Here is a 22042-nt window from a genome sequence, read left to right as displayed (position 1 = left end):
AAAGAGAGGCGTAACGAAAGTGTCGAGCGGCGCGATGGGGTGACGAGCCATGAAAGTAGAGAGCCGCCCTTCTATCCGCAACCGGGGCACACGAGCGTGCCCTCCCCTACCAACGGGTCTCGCGGCGCCAGAGGCGGCTCTAGCTTGCGGGCATGTCCACACGCCGCTTCCTCGCCCTCGTCCTCGCCAGCGGCGTCCTCGTCGTCAGCGGCCTCGGAGCCTCTGGCGCGATGGCGCAGACCGGCGCCGTGGGCTCGCCCGAGATCGTCCCGGCCGAACACGGCGTTTACGCCCTTCTCCACGCGCAGCGCGTGGCCGGCCGGCTCCCAGGATACCGCCACGAGGTGCTGCCTCTGGCGCGCGGGACGGTCCTCGCGCACCTCGACAGTCTGCGCGACCAGCCGCTTGCGCCCGGAGCGCGACGCTGGGTAGACGCGTACCGCCGCGAGTTCGCGCCGCCGCTGGAGGCCGTCCACGCGTTCGTGGGCGACGGCGATGCGGGCCTGCTCGACATCAGCGCCGAGCGCTACCTCGCTTTCGTGCGGACCGACGACGGGGAATTCCGCATCGGCGCCAGAGGCGGAATCCAGGGCCGGACCTCGCGGGGCCTTACTGCCACGCAGCGGCCTCTGGAAGCGGCCAGCGGCGCGGCGCTCCTGCCGGAGCTGTCCCTGGGAGGCCACTGGCGCGACGTTGTTGGCTTCACGAGCCACACGTTCAACGGCCTGCAGGTGACGGGCGACTCCCGCGTGCTCCAGGCCGACCCGGACTTGGAGCCGCTCTACTACGTCAGCGTGACGGACGTGCCGCCGGGCTCGTTCGACCGCGCGACGGCTTCAGTCCGCGTCGCCAGAGGCCCGTTCTCGGCCGAGATCGCCAACGAGCGCCTCCGCATCGGGCCGAGTGCTTCGCAGCCGCTGATCCTAGCCTCTGGCGTGGACTACTTCCCGTTCGTGCGCGCGGGGATCGAGACGCGGCCGGTCCGCTACCAGTTCGTCCACGCGGCGCTGAGCGACCAAAGTCGGTTCGTGGCCGAGGACGGCGACTTCTTTCTCCAGAGCCCGGAGCGCTACTTCGCGATGCACCGCTTCGAGGCGCACGCGCGCTGGGGCAGCGTCGCGTTTACCGAGGCGGTGGTGTACGGGCAGCGCGGGCCAGAGATCGCGTACCTCAACCCGGTCTTCCCCATCAAGCCCGCCGAGCACGCGCTGTGGGACCGCGACAACTCCCTGTTCGCCGCCGACGCCGTCCTGAGGCCTCTGGCGGGCGTGGAACTCTACGGGACGTACCTCGCCGACGACCTCAACTTCTCGCGCATCGGCGAGACGGTGAACAACAACAACAAGTGGGCGGCGCAGGCCGGTGCGAGCGTGGCGGCCCTTGGCGCGACGGCGTTCGCGGAGTACACGCGCATCGAGCCGTTCGTGTACACGCACCGGTTCGTGGCCGACGGCTCGTACTTCAACAGCTACACCCACAACGGATTCGGACTCGGCCATCCGCTGGGCCCCAACGCAGACCAGTGGCTCGCCGGGCTGGAGGCGTGGCTACCGGGCGGCTTGCGCGCCAAAGGCGCCGTCCGCTACGCGCGCCGCGGCGAGAACACCGTGGACGCCTCTGGCGCCCCGGTGATCGTCGGCGGCGACGTGAGTTTGGGCGCGCAGCCCGACCCGTTCGTCAAGGACTTCCTCTCGGGCGAGGTGTTCACCGGTCCCGGCGTCGAACTCGACGTGACGTGGGAGCCCGTCAACAGCCTCCAGACCCGCCTCTTTCTGGACTGGCAATCCTGGGACCCCGGCGAGGACCGCTTTTTCCTGCGGTTTCAGGCGAGCGTCGCGCTGTGACGCCAGAGGCTCTCGTGGCGCGCTACGGCTGGAACGCGGCGTCGGTGCAGGCGCTCAACCCCGGCCTCTTGCGCTGGCAGCGCGAGGGCGCCTTTGTCGCCTACGCCCGCGCCCGGCAGTGGCCCGGCGGTCCGGCGGTGTGGCTGGGGGCGGGCGAACCCATCTGCGCGCCCGGCGCGCAGCACGACGCCGCCCAGGCGTTCGCGCGCGATGCGGCATCCGTCGGCGCGAGTGCGGCGTGGTTCGGCGCCAGCGGCCGGTTCCGCGAGGCCTGGACGGGAGCCGAACTGGTCCTCGGCGCTCAGCCCGTCTGGGACCCTGCCGACTGGCCCGAGATCCTCTCGCGCAAAGCCTCGCTCCGGCAGCAGATCAACCGCGCGCGAAACAAAGGCGTGACGGTCGCGCCTCTGGCGCCAGAAAGGGCGCGCACGCTCGAGCCGATCCGCCAGTCGTGGCTCGCGCGCCGCGGCCTGCCGCCGCTCGACTTCCTCGTGCAGACGGACGTGCTCCGGGCGCCGGGACCGCGCCGCTTTCTGGTCGCCACGCGAGGCGAGCGCCGCGTCGGCTACCTCGTTCTCGCGCCGGTTCCGGCCCGCGAGGGCGTCTTCGTGGAATGGATCATCCAAGCGCCAGAGGCGCCCAACGGAACCGCCTCACTCCTGCTGGACGCCGCCTTCCGCGAGGCCGCCGCCAGCCCCGGGCGCCGATCCGAGAGCGCAGCGTTTCTCACGCTCGGCATGGTGCCGCTGTCCACGCACGCGCCGCCCACCGACTCGCCACCGCCCGCTCACCTCCGCGCACTCCTGTGGTGGATGCGCGCGCACGCGCGGCGCTTCTACAACTTCGAGGGCCTGGAGCGATTCAAGGCCAAGTTCGAGCCTCTGGCGTGGGAGCCGCTCTACCTCCTCGCGCCAGAGGCGCCGATCGGCTTACCGCTCTTACACGCCGTCGCAGACGCGTTCGCGGGACCGCGCTCGCCAGAGGCGCTGATCGCGCAGGCGCTCGCGCGGGCCGCCGCCGATGAGGTCTCAGGCGTCCGCCGCTCGCTCCGCCAGAGGCTTAGCGGACGTTAAAGGTCGCCTGCGTGGTCTGGTTCACCTGCGAGGCCGCGCCGGGGAGCCGCTGCGCGCGGCAACGCCGGAGGTACGGGTCGATGTGGGATTCCAGCGCGCTGTTGCGGCCTCTGGCGCGCGCGCTCACGAACTGGCCCTGCGGGTTGAACGTGATGTTGAACGTCAGCCGTCCGCCCACGCCCGGAGGCGCGTCGGGAATGCTGGGGCAGTCGAAGCTTCGGTTGCCGAAGTTGAAGCCGACCTCGGCGGGCGCGTCGCCGCCGGACCCGGTGCGGGTGCCGGTTTCGGCATTGCCATCGGTGCTGCTCTCGCCCCCACCGGTCCCGGTGGTACGCGTGGGCTCGGGCTGGCGCGGCGGCGTCGGGTTGGCCTCTGGCGTGCGCGTGTTGCTCGGCGGGCTCGGACGGCGGACGGGCGCGTCCGGCGTGGGCGTGTTGCGCGCGATGGGCGGCGTCTCGCGCGGCGTGTTCGTGCGCGGGCGCTCCGGCGTACGGACGGGCGAAGCCGAGGGCGGCGCGGGCCGCTCGGGCTCGGGCTGCTCACGCGCTTGCGAGCGCTCCCCTGCCTCCGCTTGCTGCGGTGGTCCGGTCAGGACCGGCCGGATCGGCACGGTTCCGAAGTCCATCTCCACCAGGCGCACGTCGGCCGGCTCCAGCGCCTCCCGGCTTTCGGCCGCGACGGTGAAGAACAGCAACAGGAGCAGAGCGTGGACGCCGAGGCTGACGCCGAGGGCGGTGAGATCGTCGCGCGACATGGGAAGGCGGGAAGCGTGCGGGCGTAACGCCAACATACGCCTCTGGCGTGCCTCTCCTCTCACCTCTGGCGCCAGAGGTCCCGTTTAGCGGACCGGCCGCGCGAACCTCTCGCCGGTGAGCGTGAACCGGAGCGAGATGCGGTGCGAGACGCCGAGATCGCCCTGCACGCCCGCGAAATCGCCGAAGCCGTAGTCCACGTCGAAGCGGCCCGCATTGAGGCCTACGCCGACCGACGGCGTGATCTGCGTGCCGAAGCGCTCCGATGTAGTCACGTCCGAGATGCCGGCGCGAAAGGCGATGATGCCTTTGTAGTCCACCTCGCCGCCGATACGGGGCCGGAACGAGACGCCTCCAGCGTCCACGACGTTTGCGCTCTGCCCGTCGAAGCCGAGGTCCAGGTCGGTCGCGAGTGTGACCCCGATGTCGTCAGAGAGCGGGAGCGTGGTGGCGGCTCCCAGCCGCGCCAGAGGCAGCACGACCTCTGTCAGGCCAACGGGCGAGTCCACGCCGAAGGTCTCCTCGAAGCCCTCGAACTCCGCCTCGTTGACCGACCACGACTGCACCATCGTGGTCACGTCCTGAAGGTTTGCGCCGAGGCGGAAGCGCCCTACCTGGTACTGCGCCGCGAGGTCGAGCGAGTAGCCCCACGCCGTCGCGAAGTCGCCGATGCCACGGCGGATCACTTTGAAGGACGAGCCCACCGTCAGGTTCTCGCGCAGGCGCTGCGAGGCCGAGATGTACACCGCGTTGTCGGCGGCGGAGAACAGGTCGATCTGGCTCTCGGCGTCGGGGTTGGGGAGCCCGGTATCCGGGTTGAAGGCGCGGAGCGTGCTCGCGATGTCGTCCACGCCGCTGCGGACAAACGACACGCCGACGGTCGTCTTCGGCGTGATGGGCCACGCGATCGCGCCGTAGTCGAACGCGACGAGCCCGCCAAAGCGCTCCGTGTGCATGTACGCGATCTCCGGGTTGCGCAGCCCGTCCAGGCCCGCGGCGTTCCAGTAGCCCGCCGTCACGTCGTCCGCGTGGGCCACGTACGCCCCGCCCATGCCCAGCGCGCGCGCGCCCACGCCAGAAGCCAGGAAGTCCGCGCCGTACTTGACGACCTCGGTTTGAGCCTCTGGCGAGACGGAGGAAACGACGAGGACAGCCAGTGCGGCCAGCGTCCGCGAAAGGAAGCGCATCATGGGAACGCGGGGTTCAGGAGCGAAGCCTTGTCGGGACGGGTCGGGGTCGGGTGCGGCTCCAAGGTCGGGACGGAGCGGGCTCGCGACAAGGGCACGCGCGAGCGCACCGGTTTTCTCGCACACACTCCGCACAGATGGGGCGTTTGGGGTCCTGGGTCCTGGGTCCTGGGTCCTGGGTCCTGGGTAAAGCTGTCCCGCGCTGGCCTCTGGCGCCAGAGGATTCCTGGGCACCACTGGTGAGGTCCCCTCTCCCCTCGGGAGAGGGACAGGGTGAGGGCCGGTTCGATCGCCAAGGCCTCTGGCGGGACCCGGAGCCATCCTGAGCGCCGGGCGTGTGCGACACGCCCCTACAGGAGGCCCGACAGAGTGCCAGATGCAGAGCGGACAGTGCGCGACGCGAGAGGCCTCTGGCGGAACACACCATCTGGCGCCCGCTCATCTCGCCAGGGGCTAGCTCGGGAATCCCGCCTCTTGCGTGACGCGCTCGGCCTGCATCACGTGGCGGATCGCGTGGAGGCCCATCGCGTCCAGGAATGCGCCGAGGGGCAGCTTCATCAGCTTGAGAAACGGCGAGCGGACCTTGATCGCGGCGAGGTCCAGGCCGTCGGCGGCCTCGCAGACAGCGACGAGGCGGTCGGTGTAGCCGTCGAACGACGCCATCGCGCGGGCCTTGTCGATGGCCGACTGCGTGCCGGTCGTCGCAGGCGGCTTCATCGGCCCGCCCGTCGGAATCGCGCGGCTGCCGGGACGGACGGCGTCGGTGAACTTGCGGGCGACGAACCCATACGTGAAGGGGCCGCTGGCGCGGGGCGCCTCGCGAGAGGCGGCGTCCTCAAAGGCCGGGAGGTAGCCCTTCGCGATCGTGTTCAGGTGCACGATGCACTCCCCGACCGACCACGACTTCGGGCTCGGCTTCCAGTTGAACTGCTCGTCGGTGAGGCCGTCCGCGATGCGGTGGGCGTCAGTCTGAGACTGCCGGTAGGCGGAGGCGTAGGACGTGAGTTGGTCGGTCATGGCTGGCTGCGGCGGAGGCGGGCGGCAAAGGCGCCGTCGGTCCCGTGGACGTGCGGGAGCGCGGCGTAGTTGCCCTCTGGCGTGCGCATCGCGTCCGGCACCTCCCCGCCGATGGGCTCGTGCGAGAACTCAGGGTGACGGTCCAGGAAAGCCGCGACGCGCGATTCGTTCTCCTCGGGCTCAAGCGAGCACGTGGAATAGACCAGCAGCCCGCCAGGACGCACGCGGGCGGCAGCGGCGTTGAGCAGTCGGTCCTGGAGATCGGTCAGATCGCGCAGATCCTCCGGCATCCGGCGCCAGCGCATATCGGCGCGCTTGCCGAGAACGCCCGTCCCGGAGCAGGGCGCGTCTAGCAAGACGCGGTCATAGGTCTCGGCAGAGTCCCAGGTGATCAGGTTCGTCGCCAGAGGCTCGACGATCGTCGCCCCGTGCGCCTCGGCCGCCGTGCCGATCAGCCGCGTCTTGTTGGCGTGCAGATCGACGGCGACGACGCGGCCCTGGTTGCCCATCCGCTCCGCGGCGTAGATAGCCTTGCCGCCAGGGGCCGCCGTGCCGTCCAAGATGCTCTCGCCCGGCTGCGGGTCCAGCACGCGCACGACGAGCGACGCCGCCTCGTCCTGTACTGCCGCCTCGCCTCTGGCGAGCAAACCGCCCTGGATCGCGGGACCGAGGCGTTCGACGGTGAGCAGGTCATCGCTCCAGCGCGAGCGCTCGGGATCGGCGCCAGCGGCGAGCAGCGCGTCGTGTAGTGCCTCTGGCGTGGTCGAGAGCCGGTTCGCGCGGAGGCTGTAGCGTGGGATGGCGTTGTCGGCGTCGAGGAGGGCGCGCGTGGCGTCGGCGCCGTAGCGGTCCAGCCAGCGGCGCGTGAGCCACGTCGGGTGCGAGAGGCGCGTGGCGAGGTCCAGCGCCTCGTCGCCAGAGGCCGGCTCGGCGAGAGCGCCGGCGTCGCGGGCGCGGGCGAGTTTGCGAAGCACGGCGTTTGCTAGGCCAGCGGCGCCTTTATGCAGGAGCGCTTGGGCCACGTCGACGGCCTCGCTTACGGCCGCATGCGCAGGCTTCTCTTCGATCAGAAGTTCGAACGCGCCGATGCGGAGCGCCTGCTGCAACTCCACGTCCAGGCTCGCGAACGGCTGGCGGAGGAACTGCTGCAGCGACCAGTCCAGCCAGCGGCGCCAGCGGCTCACGCCGGCTACGAGCGCGAGCGCGCGCCGCTCGGCCTCTGGCGCGGCGCCCTCGCGGTCGATCCCGAGGCGGGCCACAAAGGCCCCTTCTTCCTCGACGCGCAAGAGGCGCTCGGCGGCGAGCAGGCGGGCGGGGTCGGGACGAGGCATGGCGGCGGAAGGTCGCGGAGGAGGAAACGTGCGGCGAGGCTACCCGTTCTCCGCCACTCCCGCCCCCCTCTCCCCCTCTCTTCACCGCTTCCATGCCCACCTGCGACACCTGCGGCAACGACTACGCCCACGCTTTTTCCATCACCACCCACGACGGGCAGGTCCACACGTTCGATTCCTTCGAGTGCGCCATCCACGCCCTCGCGCCGCGTTGCGCGCAGTGCCAGGTCCGCGTGATCGGCCACGGTTTGGAAGCCAACGGAGAGGTCTACTGCTGCGAGCACTGCGCGTCCAAGGACGGCGTGGACGGCCTCCGCGACAGCCTGGACGACGCCTGAGGTGACGCGGCCTCTGGCGCCAGAGGCCGCGATTGGCGTGGTGATGTTTGGCGGACTACTGCGCCTGAGTTCTACCGCATGGCTCGGACGCAGAAGCGATCCCCGCAGTGCAATCGACTGTTGTGCTCCCGCAACTGCAAAGGGCGTGACGTAGCAATGACTATTTGGCGAACGGATGATCCCACACCACAAGCCATCCGAGCCCAATAATGCCGAATGCGGACAGGAAGGATGGCCACTCTAGGCCACCTGTGAACGCTGTTCTACAAGGACGGATGTAACGGCTTCTTCTGTTGGATTCCGGCGGTGGACGCTGCGTCGTCACGGTCCCTCCCACAGAGAAGGGCTGCGTCGGAGTTCGTCACTTGCCGTACAAGCACCTACCGTTGGGAAAGGACGCAGACCTAGCGCTGACACGATAGCGTGTAGTTCACGGCGCGCCTCACTGCCTTGCAGGTGGAGGTCTACGAGAGTTCCGTATTGGCAATCGGCTTCCTGCCACGAACGGGTATAGCCCAATTCCCACCATCCCCAGTAGGCTCGGACCTTCGCGAGCAAACGCTGCTTTCCCGTAGTCGTATCCACCGTCCTAAGCGAAGTGAGGTCACGGGCGAGTTCGTACTCCATCCGCCGGAATAGCGAGATATGAGTGTGGACGAGATCGATCTCTTCTATTGTTGGCTGACCATTCCCGCTGTCAGTACGAGCGTGGCGCAAGCGCCTGATTCCAGCTTGGATTTCTAGGAGCACCGCTATAGCGGACCTTGGATCTGCCTCGCCGGCCCTGCCGAGGTCGGGCGCTTCCCACTCCGAGGCTTGTACTCCAACATCGCGCAGGAGCCGAATCGGACTGAGAACACCGTCAAACTCTGAGTTCAGGGAAGCAGCGCCGTCAATGCTTCTGCCTAGGCCCGGCTCCGCAACGACCAACAGGGTGTCGCCAACTCCGTAGCGCTCCGAGAAATCCCCCAACGACATGAAAGCTCGTTGGCATTGGCTACCTAGTAGAGAACGCGTAACAGCGAATCGCTCCGAGGAGGGCGTCGCGTGCGTGACGGACGTGGGCGTTATGATGAGCACCCCGGCGGGAGGCCTCTTGTCAACGGGTCCGTCGCGATATGGGTGGTACTCACCAGAGCGAAGCGACGAGTCCGCCGCGATCGCTACTACCCGGCCTTCGAAGACAGATACGGACTCCGACAGCTCAATAGCAGGCAGGTAGGGGACATCACAAGCGAACGCCGGGCTAGCGATCAGCGAGGCCAAGAAGAAGAGACGGACCATCGAACAGAGCGGCTAGACAAGTGCTGGCAGGTATTTAGCCAGACTATTCCGGCTGCACCCCGCATATAGTACACAGTCCTACCTCTGGCGCCAGAGGCCTCTGGCGACCTATGCCAGTTTCCCCAACGCCGCGCTCGCCGCGATCTTGAGCGGGTCTACCGCCGGCGCCAGAGGCGGGTTGTAAATCAGGTCCACGTCCTCCGCGAGATCGCGCGCCGTAGCCCCATAGCGGATCAGCGCCACGAGCACGTTCGCGCGCTGCGCCGCGTACTCCGCCGCGACGATCTGCCCTCCCAGGATGCGGCCTCTCGCGCGGTCCACGATCAGCCGCACGTCGATGGGCTTGCTGCCGGGGAAGACCTTCGTACGCGTCGTGTGGCGGATCTGCACCGCCAGCGGCTCGAACCCGGCCTCTTGCGCCTGCTCCTCGCTGAACCCGGCCGCTGCGGCTTCGATGCCGAACGCCTTGACCGCGACCGAGGGCGTTACGCCGCGAAACACGTCTCCGCCCGACGTGCGGGTGCGAGCGCTCACGGCGTTACGCGCTGCCACGCGCGCGGTCCGGCGTCCGGTTGGCGCCAGCGGCCAGTGGATTTTGGCTCCGTCGATGATGCGCGGCACCTCTACCACATCGCCGCAGGCCCACACGTTGCGAAGGTTGGTCCGCATGTGCTCGTCCACCGCAATCGCGCCGGTCTTGCCCAACGTGACGCCAGCGGCCTCGGCCAGTTCGGTCCGCGGCTCCACGCCGACGGCCACAACGACGGCCTGGCAGCCGATGATCTCGCCCCGGTCGGTCCGCACCGCTTCCACGCGGCCGTCGTTGCCGGTCAGGATCTCGGTCGGCTTTTCCGCGCGAACTGCCACGCCAGAAGCGTGCACGGCGCGGTCGAGCTGCCCGGCCACCTCTGGCGCGAGGGACTTCGCGAGAACGCGGCCCTTCGGGTCCAGGATCGTCGCGCGCAGGCCGCGGTCGCGCATCGCCTCCGCGACTTCGAGCCCCACGTAGCCACCGCCCACGACGACCACGTGGCGAACCGGCTCGGTCTCCAGCCAGCGCTTCAGGCCTCTGGCGTCGAGAAGCGAGCGGAGCGTGAACACGCCAGAGGCGGACTCGCCGGGCACGCCGAGCGACCTGGCGCGGGCGCCCGTCGCGAGGATGAACCGGTCGAAGCGCTCCTCGCGCGTCGCGTTGTATGCCGTCGCCTCCACAGTTAGGCGCCCGGCGCGGGCGTCCAGGTGGGTCACGCGATGGCGGACGAATACGTCGATCCCGCGCGAGCGTGCCAGCTCCTCTGGCGTCAGCACGATCAGGTCTGGCTTGCCGTCCAGCCGGTCCGCCACGAAGTACGGCATCTCGCACGCGCCCACGGAGACGTGCGGCGAGGCCTCATAGAGCACGACCTCGGCCTCTGGCGCCTCGCGCTTGGCTTCGGCGGCGGCGGCGGGTCCGGCCGCGAGTCCGCCGATAACTGCGATGCGCATATGTGTACGTAGTGGAGGGTCGGGAAGCTACCGACGCCGCCGCCGAGGAGCCGCCGCTGGCGCCAGAGGCTAGTCCTGCGCGAGGCCGTCCACGACGGCGTCGTGCGGCACGCCGTCCGCGTGCTCGTGGCTGGCGGGCTCCAAGTGGCTCGTGATCTGCACGCGGCTCTCGGGGAACAGCGCCCGCTGCCGCGCCTCCACGGTGGACGCGCGCCGGTGCGCCTCCTCCAGCGAGAGGTCGTCGTCGAAGAGCAGGTGCTGCTCCAAGAACACGCGGTCGTTGACGCGGCGGTGGCGGACGTGGTGATACCCGTCGATCTCGCCAGAGGCTGCGAGGAGGTCCAGCACGCGCGCAGTCTCGGCCTCGTCGGCGGTGTCCATCAGGCCTCTGGCGGACTCGCGCATAAGCCGAGCCGAGGTCCACAAAATGTTGAGCCCCATCGCCAACGCGACCAATGGGTCCAGCCATTCGATATCCGTCACGAGCACGAGCGCGACGCCAACGAGCACGCCCAGGCTCGTCCACATATCGGTCAGCACGTGGTGCCCGTTGGCGACCAGGACCAGCGCGTTGGTGCGCTTGCCCGTGCGAATGAGGTAGAGGCCGAGCACGAGGTTGATCGCGCCCAGCACGCCCGTGATGAGGAGCCCCGCGCCCAGGTTCGAGAGCTCCGGCCCAGCGATAAGCGCCCCCACGGCTTCCCACGCGATCGCGAGGCCAGCCACCATGATGAGCGCGCCCTCGGCGCCCGATGAGAAGTACGCGATCTTGCCGTGCCCGTACGGATGCTTCCGGTCGGCAGGCTGCCGCGCGTACCACAAGCTAAAGCCCGCCACGGCCGTCGCCGCGAGGTGGATCACGGATTCGAGCGCGTCCGAGAGGATCGCCGTGGAGCCCGTGAGCACGTACGCCCAGATCTTCCCGACGAGCATCACGACCGCGACAGCCAGCGACGCCCGCATGGCCCACACTTGCGCGCGCTCGGCCTCTGGCGAGGTCTCGTGCTCCGCCAGAGGCGTCTCAGGGTCGTGGGCGTGGCCGGCGTGAAGTAGCATGCCGCTTCCACCCGCCCCGCCGCCTCGGGTTTCTCACCCCCTGCCCCTCCATGACTCTCGACCACCTCGGCATCGCCGCCGATAGCGCCGCCTCCGCCCTTTTTGAACGTCTCCTCGGCGCCGCGCCGTACAAGACGGAAGTCGTCGGCACGCAGGGCGTCCGGACGATCTTCTTCGGCGACGGAGGCGAAGCGGGCGCCGCTCCCAAGCTCGAACTCCTGGAATCCGTCGCCGAGGGCTCGCCCATCGCGAAGTTCCTCAGCGCCAGAGGCCCGGGGCTCCACCACATCGCGTTCGAGGTGGACGATCTGGAGGTCGAGATGGCACGCGTGAGCGGTCTCGGCATCCGCCTCCTGAGCGACACGCCGCAGCCCGGGGCCGACGGCAAGCGCATCGTGTTCCTGCACCCTAAGGACACCGCCGGCGTACTCGTCGAGCTCTGCGCCTCCACGCCCGACGTGCCGAGGCCTCTGGCGATTCCATGGGAAGACCGCGAGATGCACGGCTGGACGGTGGGCTCGCCAGAGGCCCCGCCACTCGTCGCGCTGCACGGCGCGATGGGGACGGCGGATCAACTCGGCCGCTTCGCGCCCGTCTGGGCCGAGCACTTCCGCGTGATCGCCCTGGACCTGCCCGGACACGGCGCGAGCCTGGACCCCGAGCCGATGACGTGGGCGCGGTTCGCCTCTGGCGTGATCGCCGCGCTGGACTACCTCAAGCTAGAAGACGTGCGGCTGTTTGGCTACTCGCTGGGTGCGGGCGTGGCGCTGGAGGTCGCGCGCCAGAGGCCGGTCTCGCGGCTCGCGCTGCACGCGACGAACACGCAGTGGACCGAGCGCGAGGTGGCGCGCATGACCGCGGGCCTGACCGACATGCCTGCAGGCGTCGAGGCGCACATGGCGGCCTCGCACGGCGGCCTCTGGCGCGACGCCGTCGAGCGGATGGTCGCGTTTTCCGAAGGGCTCCCCCATGACTGGATCGACGACGACGCGCTCGGGGCGATCACGGCCCCGGCGCTCGTCAGCATCGGCGACCGCGACGGTTTGTTCGAGGTAGAGCACGCTCTGCACCTCGCGCGCGCGCTTGGGGACGCACACCTGTGGGTGATCCCGGGCGCCGAGCACGCCCTCTCCACGCTGGACGCGGACGCGTTCGCACGGACAGTCGCGGCTCACCTCCTCTCACAATGAAAGGGTTTCTCCTGACCCTGACCGTGCTCGCAGGGTGCGCCTCCCCGCCCGCTCCCTCAAAGGCCTGGCCGGCCACCGCACCTTCCTATTTCACGCCACTCCTCACCGACGGAACGGTCCACCCGGAATGGATCGGTGAGGTGCCTCAGGACACACCGCGACTGGTGCTCCCGGATACGCTGCCCCTCCCCCGCCAGAGGCTCGGTGCGGTCGTGGCCTCTGGCGATACGTTGCGCGCCAACGTGGTCGCGGATGTCGCGGGCTACGAGTTGTGCCCGCCGTGCGAGCCTGGCCTACAGTGTGAGCCGTGCTGGCCGGACCGCATCGTGCTACGAGCGTGGATAGAGCCGTACGCCGCACAGACCCTCGCGTGGTTCGAGATGCCTCCCGCGTCCTACGAAACGCTCCGCGCCTTCCAACGCGTTGTCGCAAGCGTCGAGGTACGCCGCGAGGGCGATGGCGTGACCTACCACCTTCTCGGCATGACCGACGTGCCGGGCGCCGCTACGCCATGATCCGCCCCCTCCGCCGCGCCGAGGCCTCTGGCGCCGCGCGCCTCGCCGCGCGCGCGTTTTCCAGCGATCCGCTCTTCGCCTACCTTTACCCCGACGAAGCCTCGCGCCAGAGGCGCTTCGCGACCGAGCACGCCGCGTACATCCGGCGCATCTACCTCCCACACGGGCGCCCGGTCGCTGCCATCGACGGAGCCTCTGGCGAGATGAGCGGCATCGCGCTGTGGCTTCCGCCAGAGGCCATGGGGGCGCTGGATAGGGCGGAGCGCGCGTGTCTCCCCGCCCTCCGCCGCGCGGCAGGTCTCCAGGACCTCGCGCGCGTCCTCCGTGCTTACGATGCCTTCGACGCCGCCTTTCCAGAGAACATGTGGTTTTACTACCTCGGCCTCCTCGCCGTCGCGCCAGAGGCGCAGGGCCAGGGCGTCGGCTCGGCCCTGCTCCGCGAGGGCACGGACCGCGCCGACCGTGAGGGCGTCGCGTGCTACTTGGAAACCGGGACCGAGACCAACGTCGCGTTTTACGAGCGCCACGGCTTCCGCGTCACACACGAGATCCCGCTTCCCGATTGTGGGCCGACGCATTGGGGCCTCTGGCGAGATCCCGCCTCTGGCGGCGCGTGACGCCAGAGGCGAGGTCGGTCTGGAAGAGACCGCCAGAGGCATGCAAGCTGCGTGCTAGAAGCGGACGCGGATGCCCGCCGTAGCGGGGACGGACTGGAGGCCGAACACGCCCGTCCCGGCATCGCCCATGTTGCCGCCGAGGCGGATCGGGATCATGAGAGGAATCGAAACGTCGGTGCCAAAGGCCTTGAAGTTGAGATCCACTCCCACGAGGGCGCCTACCTCGGCGCACTGCGCGTTGGGGTTCGGGCTCGGCTCGCGCGCCGAGCAGACGGAGCCGTACGCGCCGACGGTCGGCGTGATGGAAAACGTCCGCCCGAGGCTGACGGAGTAGCCAAGCGTCGCCTCGGAGTTCAGACCGACCGACTGGAGCCCAAACGAATCGTCTGCGATGCCATCGGCGAAGACGCCCGTCACGCTCGTCCCCAGATACCCTTCAAACGGTCCGACGGGTGCCGAGAGCCCGACGCGGGGCCCGAGCGCCAGAACGGGCGAGGTGCCGTTGAACCCATTGTCGCCGCCGAACGCGCGGAACCCTACGTCGACGTGATCGGAGAGGCGAACGCCAGCTTCAAGCCCACCGATCACGGCAGAGCCACCGCTGCTGGAGTACCCGTAGCCAAACACAGGGCTAACGTAGTAGCGGGTGGTGTCGGCCAGAGGGCTTTGAGCGCTCGCCACCGACGCGAGCAAAAGCGGGATGGCAACAGCAAAAGAGAGACGCATATCTAGAGAGGGTTTGTGGCCAGGAGCGTTCCCAGCATGTGTTCCCATACGGCCCACTCGGTCGGTCTCGTATGCGCCTCTAGCGCTAGAGGCGCATAAACGTACGTGCATCCCCAGCGTTTACATCGTGATGTTCTGTACGCATTTCATCCCCACGATGAACGCGTACCAGGACAGGAACATGCGCCTGACACATCCCCGTCACCGCCGGGCACGAGGTTGGCCGGTCGGCGTACACCCGCCTCTGGCGCCACCGCCAGAGGCCACCTCCCCCCGCGCTGCCCCCACATGAACGACGCGCTCGCCGACAAGATCAAGCACCTCCCGACGACCTCCGGCGTCTACCAGCACAAAGACGCCGAGGGGACCGTGCTGTACGTCGGCAAGGCCAAGAACCTTCGCAACCGCGTCCGTTCGTACTTCCAGACCGGCCGGCCGCGAGAGGCCCGCATCACGGCGCTCGTGCAGAAGATCGTGGACGTGGAAGTCATCGTGACCGATACCGAGGCCGAGGCGCTGATCCTGGAGAACAACCTCATCAAAGAGCTCCAGCCGCGCTACAACGTCCTGCTCAAGGACGACAAGACGTACCCGTACATCTGCATCAAGAAGGAGCGCTTCCCCCGCGTGTTCCCCACGCGCAACGTGCGCAAGGACGGCTCGCTCTACTTCGGCCCGTACACGGACGCCAAGGCGATGCGGCACGTGTTGGCCACGATCAAGGACCTCTTCAAGCTCCGCTCCTGCTCGCTTCCGCTCAACCCGAAGGCGATTGAGGCCGGCAAGTACTCCGTCTGCCTGGACTACCACATTCAGAAGTGCGCCGGCCCGTGCGTGGGCTACGAGACGCCCGAGCACTACGCGTCCTCCATCGAGCAGATCAAGCACCTGCTCAACGGCAAGACCGACGAGTTGGTGGCGCTGCTCAAGGATGAGATGATGCGCCTCGCGAGCGAGAAGGAGTTCGAAGAAGCCGCCACCTACCGCGACCGTGTGGCGGCGCTCACGAAGTACAGCAAAAAGCAGAAAATCGTGAGCGATCAGGAGATCGACCGCGATCTGTTCGCCGTCTGCGTCAACCGCGAGGAAAACGTCGGCGTGGGCGTGCTCTTCAAGGTCCGCGAGGGCAAGATCCTTGGCCGCCAGCACAAGATCCTCCGCCCCGTTGACGACGTGCCGGACGAGGAGCTGATGCAGCGGCTCGTGGAGGCGCACTACGCGCAGGCCACGTTTTTCCCGGACGAGGTGTACCTCTCGGTCGCGATGGACGCGCCAGAGGCCGTCACGCAGCTCTTGGCGGAGGGCCGCGGCAAGAAGGTGCCGGTTCACACCCCTCAGCGCGGCGAGAAAGCCAGCCTCTTGCGCATGGTGGAGGCCAACGCGGAGCTGCTCCTGGGTGAGTGGCTGCGCCAGAAGGAGAAGCGCGACGAGGACTATATCCCGAAAAGCGTGCTCAGCCTCCAGCGCGACCTCCGGCTCAAAAAGCCGCCGCGACGCATCGAGACGTTCGATATCTCGCACCTCGGCGGGACCGGGACCGTCGCCTCTTGCGTGGTCTTCCAGGACGGCAAGCCGCGCAAGAGCGACTACCGCACCTACAAGATCCGAACCGTCCCAGACGGCAAGCCCGACGACTTCCAGTCCATGCGCGAGGTGGTGGAACGCCGCTACGCGCGCCTGTTGGAGGAGAACGGCCCGTGGCCGGACCTCGTCATCATCGACGGTGGCAAGGGACAGCTATCCAGCGCGGTCGCCAGCCTCCAGCGCGTGGACGTCTACGGCAAGTTCCCCGTCGTGGGGCTCGCGAAGCGCCTGGAAGAGGTCTTCTTCCCCGGCGATAGCGTCTCCACGATGATCCCGCGCACGTCGTCCAGCCTCCGCCTGATCCAGCGGTGCCGTGACGAGGCGCACCGCTTCGCCGTCACGGCCCAGCGCAAGCAGCGCCGCATCAAGGACCTCCGCAGCGAGCTTCTGGACATCCCCGGCGTCGGCGCCAAGACGACCCAAAAGCTCCTCACCGTCCTCGGCAGCGCGAAGGCGGTCCGCGAGGCGCCAGAGGCGGAGATCGCGGCCGTTACCGGGCCGGCAGCGGCGCGCAAGATCCGCGCGTTCTACGACGCGCCAGAGGCGGACGCCGCCGAAGCCTCTGGCGAGACGGCAGGATCGGACTGAGCCCGCATCCTGGCTCGGGCTGTTGGCCTCGCAGGAGACATCAGCAACGGGATCTCAGAGTTCGATGCCCGACGCTAGGAGACCGCCGGGGTTCGTCTGCGGGATCGCTGTGCGTCGTGGACGCACTCAGCACCAGCGGCGGCGTCGTACGCAACGCATGCGTGATATATGGAGCTTGAAACCTGGACGGGACCGAAAGCGCTTCCGGCTGTAAGCATCGCGTTAACAACGGCCTCTGACGTCTCGTCTTCGTGACACGTTAACGGAGTGGGCGGTACCTAGACTCTTCTGGAACGGCCTCCGCAAGAGGCCTCCGCACGCTACACCGCTCCCGATGGCCCGCCTCGTCTCCGCCACCCTTCTTACCATCGCCGCCCTCGCGCTTATCCTGAACGCCAGCGGCGAGCCCGAGCAGCAGGCGCAGAGCGCGCAGCCGGACACCGCCGACGCCATCGTCCTCGTCGCGGACTGACGCCAGAGGCCCGATAGCGCCTCCCCCCTTGCCGCCTCGCTAGAGGCACGGCCGCTTCACCCCGGCCTGCAGCCCGGTCGCCGTATGGTGGCCGGGCTGCGGTCTTGAAGGCGCCTCTGGCGTCATCGCGGTCAGCCCTTCGCGCGGACACGGCGAGCACGACATACGCGCCAGAGGCCGGATCTCCCCGGTTGCCTTCCGCTGCACCGGCTGCGACCTTCGGGCGCCCCTCTGCCGCACGCCGGCGCGCCCATGCTCAACTACATCTGGGCAGGTCTGATCGTTCTCAGCCTGCTCTTCGCCACCGTCTCCGACGTGGGCGACCTCACGCGGGACACGTACCGCAACGGCCAGGCGGTGCCACTGGCGGTGGAATTCCCCGGCGGCTACGACTCCGGCGCTCCGCGTCAGCCTGCGACGATCCGGCTGGACTCGACCGCGCTGGGCTCATTCTACGGCCTCGATGCGCCTCTGGCGGTCCAGGAGACCTACACCGGCACGCTGCTTCAGACCGAGGCCGGAGGCCGCGAGCTCCGCTTCGCCGCCGACGCCGACCTGCCCGGTCTTCTCGCGACGATCCGCGACGAGACGAACCCGCGCGACCAGGTGCTCCAGGGCGAGCTCGGGGGCGGGGAGCTCACGGCGCCAGAGGCTGATTCGCTGGGAGCCGCCGGGGTGGAGGTGCTGAACACGACGATCACCTTCGCGCCCGTGCGCTTTGCCAAGATGCGTGCCATCTCGGCGGCGGCGCTGGAGTTCGCCGAGGTCGCGGTCGAGATCGCGCTCGGACTGATCGGCGTCCTCGCGCTGTTCCTCGGGCTGATGAAGATCGCCGAGCAGGCGGGCATCGTTTACGCGCTCGTCAAGCTCGTGCGGCCCCTCCTGAAGCCGCTCTTTCCCGGTATTCCGGACGGACACCCCGCGATGGGCATGATCGCGCTCAACCTCGCGGCCAACATCTTCGGGCTGGGCAACGCGGCCACGCCGTTCGGCATCAAGGCGATGGAGGAGTTGCAGACGCTCAACCCCGAGCGCGATACCGCGACCGACGAGATGGCGATGCTGCTCGCGATGAACACGGCCTCGGTCCAGCTCGTGCCACCGGTCCTGCTCATCGCGCTGATCGGACTCGAGATTAACGAGGTCTACTTCGCCATCGTCTTCACGACGGCCGCCTCGCTCACGGTCGCGATCCTGACTGCGAAGGGGCTCTCCAAGCTCCGCCGCTACCGCGAAAGCGACCCGCGCCGCCCGGAGAACCTCGCGACATTCACGCCCGCGCTCTCGCCAGAGGCCGCTGGCGCCTCCGCCTCTGGCGCCACCTCTAGCCCCGACGCGTGATGGACACCTTCCGAGAGATTATCAGCGTCCTGTCCGTGTTCGTGCTCCCGGCACTCATCGTCGGGATCCCGCTGTACGGGCTGTTCAAGCGCGTGCCGGTCTACGAGAGCTTCGTGGACGGCGCGAAGGAGGGCTTCGCCCTCGCCGTGACCATCATCCCCTACCTCGTCGCGATCCTCTTCGCGATCGGGATGTTCCGGGCCTCTGGCGCGCTGGACTTCCTGGTGACAGCACTCACACCCGTCCTGGCCGTGATCGGCGTGCCCGCCGAGGTGCTCCCGATGGCGATCGTGCGCCCGTTGACGGGCTCGGGGTCCGCCGCCATCGTGGCGGACTTCGCGACGCAGTACGGCGTGGACAACATCCTGACCCGCATCGTCGCCACGATGTTCGGCTCCACGGAGACGACGTTCTACGTGATCGCGGTGTACTTCGGCGCCGTCGGCATCAAGAAGACGCGCCACGCGCTTCCGGCGGGCCTGATCGCGGACGCCGCGGCGATGCTCTTCGCGGTCTGGATCTGCCTCTGGCTGTTCGGCTGATCGGAGACGCGGCCTCTGGCGCCAGAGGCCTGACCTGCACCTCTGTACCCGTTGGGGCGTCCTGTACCCGGCACTCGAACGGGGGGCGAGGCAAGCCTCGCCCCTACGGGATGGGCTCGCCTCTGGCGCCAGAGGATGTGCCCCCTTCCCTTTTCTCCTATGTGCGTCCTCTTTCTCGCGATTGACCGGCACCCGCGGTGGCGCGTCGTCCTCGCGGCCAACCGCGACGAGCACTACGCCCGTAAGACCGCCCCGGCAGGCCTCTGGCGGGATGCGGGCGGAAGCCATAGAGGAATCATCGGCGGTCGAGATTTGGAGGCGGGCGGCACGTGGCTCGGCGTTACCGAGGACGCGCGGTGGGCCGCGCTCACGAACGTGCGCGATCTGCCCTCCCACGGCGAGAACCGGCGCTCGCGCGGGGACCTCCCCGCCGCGTTTCTCCGCGAGGGCGCCTCGCCAGAGGCCTTTGCACGCGAGGCCTTTCGGCAGCGGGAGGCGTTCAACCCGTTCAACCTGCTCACCGGTGCGGGCGCCGAGGTCTGGTACGCGTCCACGCACACCGCCGCGCCCGAGCGCGTGCCGCCCGGCGTCCACGGCCTCTCCAACGCAACGCTGAACACGCCGTGGCCCAAGGTGACCCGCGGGAAGGCACAGTTGGAGCGCCTGCTCCACAGCGCCGACCTCACCCCCGACGCGCTGTTCGCGCTGCTTGAGGACGCCGAGCCGGCGCCCGACGCAGACCTTCCCGAGACCGGCGTCGGGCTGGAGTGGGAGCGCATCCTCTCCCCCATCTACATCGCCTCGCCGGACTACGGCACGCGCGCCAGCACCGTCCTGCTCTTGGACCGCGACGGCGCCGGCCACTTCGTAGAACGCACGACGGCGCCAGAGGCCTCTGGCGTCCGCGAGCGCGCGTTTACGATCGGCGGCGGAGCGCTTTGAGACCTTTGGGCGTGAGCGCGTAGACGTCCGCCAGAGGCTCGGCCAGATCCAGCAGGCCCTCGGCGAGAAGCCAGTCCGCGAGCGCGTTGCGGCGGCGCGGCGAGGTGTCGGGGAGCCAGGAGGCACGCGGTTCGTCGCGCTCAACAGCGCCCAGAATCGTGATCAAGTCCGACTCGTCCTCTGGCGTGACCGCTGCGGGCCGGTGGCGGCCGAGGCACACATCGCACCGACCGCAGCGCGAGGGCGCGGACTCGCCGAAGTAGGCGAGAAGGTGCTGACGCCGGCAGCCCACGCTCTGTGCGTACCGCACGACGTGATCCAGCCCGCGCGAGGCCCGGCGCTGGCCTCTGGCGAGCGCCGCCGCGTCGATGGGAGCCGACGTGGCGCGAGAGGCGGCCCAGACGAGGTCCACGCCCGCGCCGCGCGTCGTGGAGACGATCTCGCGCTGCTGCAGAAAGTCCAGGCCCGCCAGTACGCGCGGCTCCGAGAGTTCGGTCGCCCGGGTCAGCTTTTCCAGGCGCACGTCGGCGCCGTCGCCGAAGGCTTCTGGCGGGAGCGTGCGGAGAAGCGCGGTGATGAAGCGCGCCAGAGGCGGCTTCTGCATCTCGGCGTAGGCCAGGAGCGCGGGCGCGGTCTGGTGGACGCGAACGCGAACGCGGTCGGGCCGGGCATCGCGGATGCTCCACGCGCCTTGCTCGGCGAGGTGCTGGAGCGCCGCACGCGCCAGAGGCTCGGGCACGCTCGCGAGCGTCGCGAGGCGCGAGGGATCGACGCGCGTTGGCCCGTCGGGCTCGGAACCGATGGCGAGGCCTGCGAGCGACCCGGCGGCCTCGTACACGGCCTGTACCTGCGCCGGGCTTGGGTGGCTGTTCGCCGCCATCGCACGTGGGAGCGCCTCATCGCGCGGGCCGATCACGAGCGCGCAGTACGCCCGCTCGCCGTCGCGCCCGGCGCGGCCGGCTTCCTGGTAGTACGCCTCCACCGTTGGCGGGAGCGCCGTGTGCACAACGGCCCGCACGTCCGCCTTGTCGATGCCCATGCCGAACGCGCTCGTCGCCGCGATGACGCGTGTTTCACCTGCGATCCAGCGCCGCTGCACGTTTGTACGCGCCTCTGGCGCCAGACCGGCGTGGTACGCCTCGGCGCTCATGCCAGCGGCAGCGAGGCGGCGCGCCCACTGCTCCGTCGCCTTGCGCGTGCCGGCGTAGATCAGCCCCGGCCCCGGCACGCCCTCGAACACGTCCAAAACCGTCTGGGCCTTGTTCTCGGCGTGGAGGACGCTCCACACCAGATTGGGCCGGTCGAACCCGCGCACGACGAGTTCGGGGTCCTGCAACTCCAGTTGCGCCACGATGTCGCGCCGGACCTCTGGAGTCGCCGTCGCCGTCACCGCAACGACGGGCGACCTCTCGCCGGAGGCCGTTGTGAGCAGGCCTCTGGCGCTCGCGATGCGGCGATACGCCGGCCGGAAGTCGTGGCCCCACTCCGAGATGCAGTGCGCCTCGTCGATTGCCAGGAGCGAGACCGGCAGGCGCGGCGCGCGGGACTGGAACAGGTCGGTCTGAAGGCGTTCCGGCGTGAGGTAGATCAGCTGGTAGCGTCCGAACTCCGCGTCGGTCCACAGCTGCTCCTGGTCGCGGCGCGAGAGGCCGCCGTGCGCCATCGCGGCGCGGACGCCTCTGGCGTGGAGGGCGTCCACCTGATCGCGCATGAGCGCGATCAGCGGTGAGACCACGAGCGCCACGCCCGGACGAACCAGCGCGGGCACTTGGTAGACCAGGCTTTTGCCGCCGCCCGTCGGCAGAACGGCGAGCACGTCACGGCCCTCGCAGACCGCGCCGATGGCCTCGGCTTGGCCCGGCCGGAATGCGCTGTAGCCCCACCTCTGGCGGAGAACATCGAGGGAGGCGGCGGGAGCGTCGGGGATCACGCCGGAAGCTAGAACGAGGCGCCAGAGGCCGCCGCGGCGTCCCGAATGAGCAGGTCAGATAAGTTGGAACTAACTATGTTAGAGGGATCGCGAGGCCGTGTCTAGCGTGTGCCTCTGGTAAGGCTGGTGACCGAAAGGAAACCGGTTGTGGTGGCAGCCGGCGTAGTTCTGGGCTCGTGGTGGGGCCAATGAGAGCTGCGCCGGCTGTCTTTTTATACGGCCCGCACA

Annotated in this window: 19 protein-coding genes; 11 read left to right on the top strand and 8 right to left on the bottom strand. The window is 69.0% G+C overall.

All coding sequences use genetic code 11. The features are described 5' to 3' along the window. Positions 1-152 precede the first annotated feature (152 nt). Both BSZ36_RS05575 and BSZ36_RS05570 read left to right on the top strand, forming a co-directional pair. The gene (locus BSZ36_RS05575) at positions 153-1844 is read left to right on the top strand and encodes a hypothetical protein (protein ID WP_094546823.1); all 1692 of its coding nucleotides are present in this window, start codon (positions 153-155) and stop codon (positions 1842-1844) included. Beyond that, positions 1841-2917, top strand: coding sequence for a phosphatidylglycerol lysyltransferase domain-containing protein (locus BSZ36_RS05570; RefSeq protein ID WP_179271035.1), 1077 nt, complete (start codon positions 1841-1843; stop codon positions 2915-2917). Before BSZ36_RS05575 ends, BSZ36_RS05570 begins: the two co-directional genes overlap by 4 nt. On the opposite strand, the gene BSZ36_RS05565 is transcribed toward BSZ36_RS05570, so the two are convergent. From BSZ36_RS05565 to rsmB, 4 genes are all read right to left on the bottom strand, one after another. Then, complete coding sequence (locus BSZ36_RS05565) at positions 2904-3671, bottom strand: hypothetical protein (protein WP_094546819.1); 768 nt, start codon at positions 3669-3671, stop codon at positions 2904-2906. The two genes, BSZ36_RS05570 and BSZ36_RS05565, sit on opposite strands and share 14 nt — an antisense overlap. Positions 3672-3755: 84 nt before the next feature. Beyond that, positions 3756-4859 carry a PorV/PorQ family protein gene (locus BSZ36_RS05560; RefSeq protein WP_218827569.1) on the bottom strand — a complete coding sequence of 368 codons (1104 nt, stop codon included), beginning with the start codon at positions 4857-4859 and terminating at the stop codon, positions 3756-3758. Positions 4860-5309: 450 nt separating this feature from the next. Further along, positions 5310-5873 (bottom strand): DinB family protein, encoded by a 564-nt coding sequence (locus tag BSZ36_RS05555; RefSeq protein ID WP_094546817.1) that lies wholly within the window; start codon positions 5871-5873, stop codon positions 5310-5312. After that, a complete protein-coding gene (gene rsmB, locus BSZ36_RS05550; RefSeq protein ID WP_094546815.1) occupies positions 5870-7204 on the bottom strand; it encodes a 16S rRNA (cytosine(967)-C(5))-methyltransferase RsmB in 1335 nt (444 codons plus the stop codon). Before rsmB ends, BSZ36_RS05555 begins: the two co-directional genes overlap by 4 nt. Before the next feature lie 92 nt (positions 7205-7296). Between rsmB and BSZ36_RS05545 the strand changes: the two genes are divergently transcribed. Next, on the top strand, positions 7297-7542 hold the full coding sequence (locus BSZ36_RS05545) for a hypothetical protein (protein WP_094546813.1): 246 nt from the start codon (positions 7297-7299) through the stop codon (positions 7540-7542). 1392 nt (positions 7543-8934) lie between these two features. Here BSZ36_RS05545 and BSZ36_RS05540 read toward each other — a convergent pair. Both BSZ36_RS05540 and BSZ36_RS05535 read right to left on the bottom strand, forming a co-directional pair. After that, entirely contained in the window at positions 8935-10311 is a 1377-nt protein-coding gene (locus BSZ36_RS05540; protein WP_094546811.1) for an FAD-dependent oxidoreductase, read from the bottom strand. A gap of 69 nt (positions 10312-10380) precedes the next feature. Then, the gene (locus BSZ36_RS05535; RefSeq protein WP_218827568.1) at positions 10381-11367 is read right to left on the bottom strand and encodes a cation diffusion facilitator family transporter; all 987 of its coding nucleotides are present in this window, start codon (positions 11365-11367) and stop codon (positions 10381-10383) included. Between the two features lie 50 nt (positions 11368-11417). On the opposite strand from BSZ36_RS05535, the gene mce reads away from it, so the two are divergent. The 3 genes from mce to BSZ36_RS05520 are packed head-to-tail and all read left to right on the top strand — an operon-like array spanning position 11418 to position 13689. Then, positions 11418-12557 (top strand): methylmalonyl-CoA epimerase, encoded by a 1140-nt coding sequence (gene mce / locus BSZ36_RS05530; RefSeq protein ID WP_094546809.1) that lies wholly within the window; start codon positions 11418-11420, stop codon positions 12555-12557. Then, complete coding sequence (locus BSZ36_RS05525; protein WP_094546807.1) at positions 12554-13072, top strand: hypothetical protein; 519 nt, start codon at positions 12554-12556, stop codon at positions 13070-13072. Before mce ends, BSZ36_RS05525 begins: the two co-directional genes overlap by 4 nt. Further along, a complete protein-coding gene (locus BSZ36_RS05520) occupies positions 13069-13689 on the top strand; it encodes a GNAT family N-acetyltransferase (protein WP_094546805.1) in 621 nt (206 codons plus the stop codon). The genes BSZ36_RS05525 and BSZ36_RS05520 overlap by 4 nt, the downstream gene beginning before the upstream one ends. A 54-nt stretch (positions 13690-13743) precedes the next feature. On the opposite strand, the gene BSZ36_RS05515 is transcribed toward BSZ36_RS05520, so the two are convergent. After that, positions 13744-14415, bottom strand: coding sequence for a hypothetical protein (locus tag BSZ36_RS05515; RefSeq protein ID WP_094546803.1), 672 nt, complete (start codon positions 14413-14415; stop codon positions 13744-13746). A 288-nt stretch (positions 14416-14703) separates the two neighbouring features. Here BSZ36_RS05515 and uvrC point away from each other — a divergent pair, with 288 nt between their 5' ends. From uvrC to BSZ36_RS05495, 5 genes are all read left to right on the top strand, one after another. Continuing rightward, positions 14704-16587: an excinuclease ABC subunit UvrC gene (gene uvrC, locus BSZ36_RS05510; protein WP_094546801.1), complete on the top strand. Its 1884-nt coding sequence runs from the start codon at positions 14704-14706 to the stop codon at positions 16585-16587. A 334-nt stretch (positions 16588-16921) separates the two neighbouring features. Continuing rightward, positions 16922-17059, top strand: coding sequence for a hypothetical protein (locus tag BSZ36_RS19270; protein ID WP_179271034.1), 138 nt, complete (start codon positions 16922-16924; stop codon positions 17057-17059). Positions 17060-17311: 252 nt separating this feature from the next. Then, entirely contained in the window at positions 17312-18400 is a 1089-nt protein-coding gene (locus BSZ36_RS05505) for a nucleoside recognition domain-containing protein (RefSeq protein ID WP_094546799.1), read from the top strand. Beyond that, a complete protein-coding gene (locus BSZ36_RS05500) occupies positions 18400-18942 on the top strand; it encodes a spore maturation protein (RefSeq protein ID WP_094546797.1) in 543 nt (180 codons plus the stop codon). The genes BSZ36_RS05505 and BSZ36_RS05500 overlap by 1 nt, the downstream gene beginning before the upstream one ends. 159 nt (positions 18943-19101) lie before the next feature. Next, positions 19102-19884, top strand: a complete 783-nt coding sequence (locus tag BSZ36_RS05495; protein ID WP_094546794.1) for an NRDE family protein — start codon at positions 19102-19104, stop codon at positions 19882-19884. Here the strand turns inward: BSZ36_RS05495 and BSZ36_RS05490 are convergent. Then, on the bottom strand, positions 19859-21814 hold the full coding sequence (locus tag BSZ36_RS05490) for a RecQ family ATP-dependent DNA helicase (RefSeq protein ID WP_094546792.1): 1956 nt from the start codon (positions 21812-21814) through the stop codon (positions 19859-19861). The two genes, BSZ36_RS05495 and BSZ36_RS05490, sit on opposite strands and share 26 nt — an antisense overlap. Positions 21815-22042 lie beyond the last annotated feature (228 nt).

Origin of the sequence: Rubricoccus marinus, assembly GCF_002257665.1 — a bacterium.
GTDB lineage: Bacteria > Bacteroidota > Rhodothermia > Rhodothermales > Rubricoccaceae > Rubricoccus > Rubricoccus marinus.
Note: the sequence above shows the minus strand (reverse complement) of the source record. Positions and strands in the feature narration are given on the sequence as shown.

Bases quoted from the DNA above. Each gene is read 5' to 3' on its own strand.
- BSZ36_RS05575 (WP_094546823.1), top strand. From the start codon at position 153: ATGTCCACACGCCGCTTCCTCGCCCTCGTCCTCGCCAGCGGCGTCCTC.
- BSZ36_RS05565 (WP_094546819.1), bottom strand. From the start codon at position 3,671: ATGTCGCGCGACGATCTCACCGCCCTCGGCGTCAGCCTCGGCGTCCAC.
- BSZ36_RS05560 (WP_218827569.1), bottom strand. From the start codon at position 4,859: ATGATGCGCTTCCTTTCGCGGACGCTGGCCGCACTGGCTGTCCTCGTC.
- BSZ36_RS05555 (WP_094546817.1), bottom strand. From the start codon at position 5,873: ATGACCGACCAACTCACGTCCTACGCCTCCGCCTACCGGCAGTCTCAG.
- rsmB (WP_094546815.1), bottom strand. From the start codon at position 7,204: ATGCCTCGTCCCGACCCCGCCCGCCTGCTCGCCGCCGAGCGCCTCTTG.
- BSZ36_RS05545 (WP_094546813.1), top strand. From the start codon at position 7,297: ATGCCCACCTGCGACACCTGCGGCAACGACTACGCCCACGCTTTTTCC.
- BSZ36_RS05540 (WP_094546811.1), bottom strand. From the start codon at position 10,311: ATGCGCATCGCAGTTATCGGCGGACTCGCGGCCGGACCCGCCGCCGCC.
- BSZ36_RS05535 (WP_218827568.1), bottom strand. From the start codon at position 11,367: ATGCTACTTCACGCCGGCCACGCCCACGACCCTGAGACGCCTCTGGCG.
- mce (WP_094546809.1), top strand. From the start codon at position 11,418: ATGACTCTCGACCACCTCGGCATCGCCGCCGATAGCGCCGCCTCCGCC.
- BSZ36_RS05525 (WP_094546807.1), top strand. From the start codon at position 12,554: ATGAAAGGGTTTCTCCTGACCCTGACCGTGCTCGCAGGGTGCGCCTCC.
- BSZ36_RS05520 (WP_094546805.1), top strand. From the start codon at position 13,069: ATGATCCGCCCCCTCCGCCGCGCCGAGGCCTCTGGCGCCGCGCGCCTC.
- BSZ36_RS05515 (WP_094546803.1), bottom strand. From the start codon at position 14,415: ATGCGTCTCTCTTTTGCTGTTGCCATCCCGCTTTTGCTCGCGTCGGTG.
- uvrC (WP_094546801.1), top strand. From the start codon at position 14,704: ATGAACGACGCGCTCGCCGACAAGATCAAGCACCTCCCGACGACCTCC.
- BSZ36_RS19270 (WP_179271034.1), top strand. From the start codon at position 16,922: ATGGCCCGCCTCGTCTCCGCCACCCTTCTTACCATCGCCGCCCTCGCG.
- BSZ36_RS05505 (WP_094546799.1), top strand. From the start codon at position 17,312: ATGCTCAACTACATCTGGGCAGGTCTGATCGTTCTCAGCCTGCTCTTC.
- BSZ36_RS05500 (WP_094546797.1), top strand. From the start codon at position 18,400: ATGGACACCTTCCGAGAGATTATCAGCGTCCTGTCCGTGTTCGTGCTC.
- BSZ36_RS05495 (WP_094546794.1), top strand. From the start codon at position 19,102: ATGTGCGTCCTCTTTCTCGCGATTGACCGGCACCCGCGGTGGCGCGTC.